The 3,102-nt window shown below is 68.1% G+C and carries 2 protein-coding genes; both read left to right on the forward strand.

Going from position 1 to position 3,102, the window contains the following annotated elements; genetic code table 11:
- Window positions 1-2,028, forward strand: a 2,028-nt coding sequence (locus E4L98_RS20705) for a bifunctional acetate--CoA ligase family protein/GNAT family N-acetyltransferase (RefSeq protein WP_135203435.1), incomplete at its 5' end; no start/stop codon positions are given.
- Between the two features lie 145 nt (window positions 2,029-2,173).
- Window positions 2,174-2,881: a hemerythrin domain-containing protein gene (locus E4L98_RS20710; protein WP_229257492.1), complete on the forward strand. Its 708-nt coding sequence runs from the start codon at window positions 2,174-2,176 to the stop codon at window positions 2,879-2,881.
- The last annotated feature ends 221 nt before the right edge of the window (window positions 2,882-3,102 follow it).

The following is a 3,102-nucleotide window of genomic DNA, read 5'->3' on the forward strand; positions in this document are numbered from 1 at the left end:
CAGCTGTTGCGCATCCTCGGCGCCGGCAGCGCCGGGCTGCAGTCGCCGGCGCTGGGCCTGAACGCCAGCTTCACCCAGATGGCGGCCGGCGCGGGGCGGCTGGCGTTCGTCTCGCAATCGGGCGCGCTGGCGACCGCGGTGCTGGACTGGGCCGGCCAGCGCGGCATCGGCTTTTCGCGCTTTGTCGCCATGGGCGATGCGGCCGACGTGGATTTCGGCGACCTGCTCGATTACCTGGCCGCCGATGCCGGCACGGAAGCGATCCTGCTGTGCATCGAACACGTGAGCAATGCGCGCAAGTTCATGTCGGCCGGCCGCGTCGCCGCGCGCGGCAAGCCGGTGATCGTGCTGAAAATCGGCCGCGATCCCGAGCCCGGCGCCGACCTGGTGTTCGACGCGGCGATACGGCGCGCCGGCATGTTGCGCGTGCACTCCACCGAAGACCTGTTCGACGCGGTGGAAACCCTGGCGCGCCAGCGTCCGCAGCGCGGCGAGCGGCTGGCGGTGCTGACCAACGGCGGCGGCCTGGGGCTGATCGCGGCCGATGCGCTGGCGTGCAGCGGCGCGCAACTGGCGCCCTTGTCGGCGTCGACCTTGAAGCAGCTGGCGCAGGCCGGCGCGCCGCAAAGCAATCCGGTCGACTTTCTGGCCGACGCCCAGGTCGGCTTGTACACCCGCTCGGTGGAGACGCTGCTGCGCGAACCGCAGGCCGACGCGCTGCTGTTCCTGCATGCGCCGACCGCGATGGTGGCCAGCGAACTGATCGCCGAGGCGGTGGCGCCCATCATGCAGGCGGCCGACAAGAACGTGCTGTCCTGCTGGCTGGGCGGCAGCTCGGTGGCGCAGGCGCGGCGCGTGTTCGCGCGGGCCGGCCTGCCGACCTACGACACGCCGGAGAAGGCCGTCAAGGGCTTCCTGCAGATCGCCCAGTACCGCCGCAACCAGGAACTGCTGATGGAAGTGCCGGCCGGCGTGCCGACCACCGGCGCCGAGGAACGCGCGGCCGCGCGCAGCCTGGTGCAGTCTGCGCTGGCGTCCGGCCGCAGCGACCTGTCCGACGCCGACGCGCGCACCTTGCTGGCGGCCTACGGCATCGCGCTGGCGACGCCGCAGCAAGCGCTGTTGACCGGGCCGACGCTGGCGGCGGCGCGCATCCAGATCGGCGCCGATTCCGTCTTCGGGCCGGTGGTGTTCTTCGGCCAGGGCGGCATCGCGGCCGAGGTGGCGGCCGACCGCGCGGCCGGCCTGCCGCCGCTGAACATGACGCTGGCGCGCGACCTGGTCGGGCGCACCCGCGTCTCGCGCCTGCTGGCGCAGGGCCAGACCGCGGCCGACGCGGAAGCGCTGAGCCGCACGCTGGTGCAGGTGGCCGACATGGTGGCCGACCTGCCGGAGCTGGCCGCACTCGATCTGAATCCGCTGCTGGCCATCGGCGGCGGCGTGGTGGCGCTGGGCGCCAAGCTGCACCTGGCGCGCGCCCGCGCGCGGCGCACGCTGGCGATCCGGCCCTATCCGCAGGAATTGGAGCAGCGCATGCAGTGGGACGGTGGCGAGATCCTGCTGCGGCCGATCCGCCCGGAGGACGCGCCACAGCACCAGCTGTTCTTCAATGCGCTCGACAGCGACGACGTGCGCCTGCGCTTCTTCTCCGCCATGCGCGAGCTGCCGCCGGCGCAACTGGCGCGGCTGACGCAGATCGACTACGACCGCGCCATGGCCTTCATCGCCACCCGCAGCGGCGCCGACGGTCAGCCGGAAACCCTGGGCGTGGTGCGCGCCGTGACCGACGCCGACAACCAGTCGGCGGAATTTGCCGTGATCGTGCGTTCCGATCTGAAAGGCAGGGGCCTGGGCCACATCCTGTTCCAGAAGCTGGTCGATTATTTTCGCGCCCACGGCACCGGCGAAATCGTCGGCGACGCGCTGGCGGAAAACACCGGGGTGCAAAACCTGATCCGCCGTTTTGGCGGCGTCGTGCAGTCTCATCCGGAAGCCGGTATGGTGCGGCTGCAACTCGGCCTCAGATAGATTGCAATAGCCGTCGCAATCACCGCCGGGTTGAGATATATTGGCATAACAAAAACGCGTGGGTGGGTTTGTTCTAGCTCAAAGCGTCGCTGTCGGGAATATTTACACTTTTACTTCCACCACCTCACAAGCCCTGGGAGTCAGAATGTTAACCGCCACATACACCTTGGTAGCCCTGTCCGTCGAACAAGCCAGCGTTCGTCTGAGTCTGCTATCGTTTCAGAAGTATGTGCGCAACACGCTGATGCAGCAGAACAGCCTGACGCTGTCGCAACTCGAATACGCGTGCGAGAACCTGAATACGCTGTATCAAGCCTTCCATTGGCGCAAGACCGAGATGTACCTGATCCCGGCCATGCGCGAGGCCAGCGAGCGCGCCGGGCAGCTGCTGGACGAGCTCAACCGCCTGAACCAGTCGGCGCTGACCGCGATCCGCCTGCTGCAGGACAAGCTGGGCGCGCTGGCCGAGGTGCGCGACGACCAGGTCAGCGAAGTATGCGACAGCATCGACGGCTTCTGCACCGCGTTGCTGAAGCGGCTGGAAAAGGAAGAGCAGGAGTTGTTCGGGCTGGCACGCCAGGCGATCGCCGGCGAGACCTGGTTCTCGATCGCCAACCAGTTGATGATGCACGACAAGCATCTGGACGAGATGAAACGCTCGGGCCTGCCGCCGGTGGAAGCGGCCCGGGTGGCGGCGCGGCGGCGCGCGCTGCCGGACGGCGAGGCCGACGAGCGCCAGATTTCCATCCCGGGCCTGCAGGTATTGCCGGTAGTTCAACTGGACGAGGCGCCGGCGCCGTCCAGCCGTGCCGCCGTGCGACACAAGTCGCATGACGATGTGATCATGAAATAACCGCCTTCATAGCGCCCTTGCCGGGCAAAGTCGTCGTGCTTTGCTATGATGGTGGTTTTAGCCTCCTCATAGCGCACCATGTTTGATTTCCTCTTTAAGCGTGCCACCGAACCCAGCCAGGCCGCCGCGGCCGTGCCGGAGCCCGATGCGGCCGCCTCGGCCACCGCCTGCCATTGGCGGTCCAGCTCGGCCACCTGGTTGGGCGTCAGTTTCTCGTCCCT

It is taken from the genome of Duganella callida (assembly GCF_004614165.1).
GTDB lineage: Bacteria > Pseudomonadota > Gammaproteobacteria > Burkholderiales > Burkholderiaceae_D > Rugamonas > Rugamonas callida.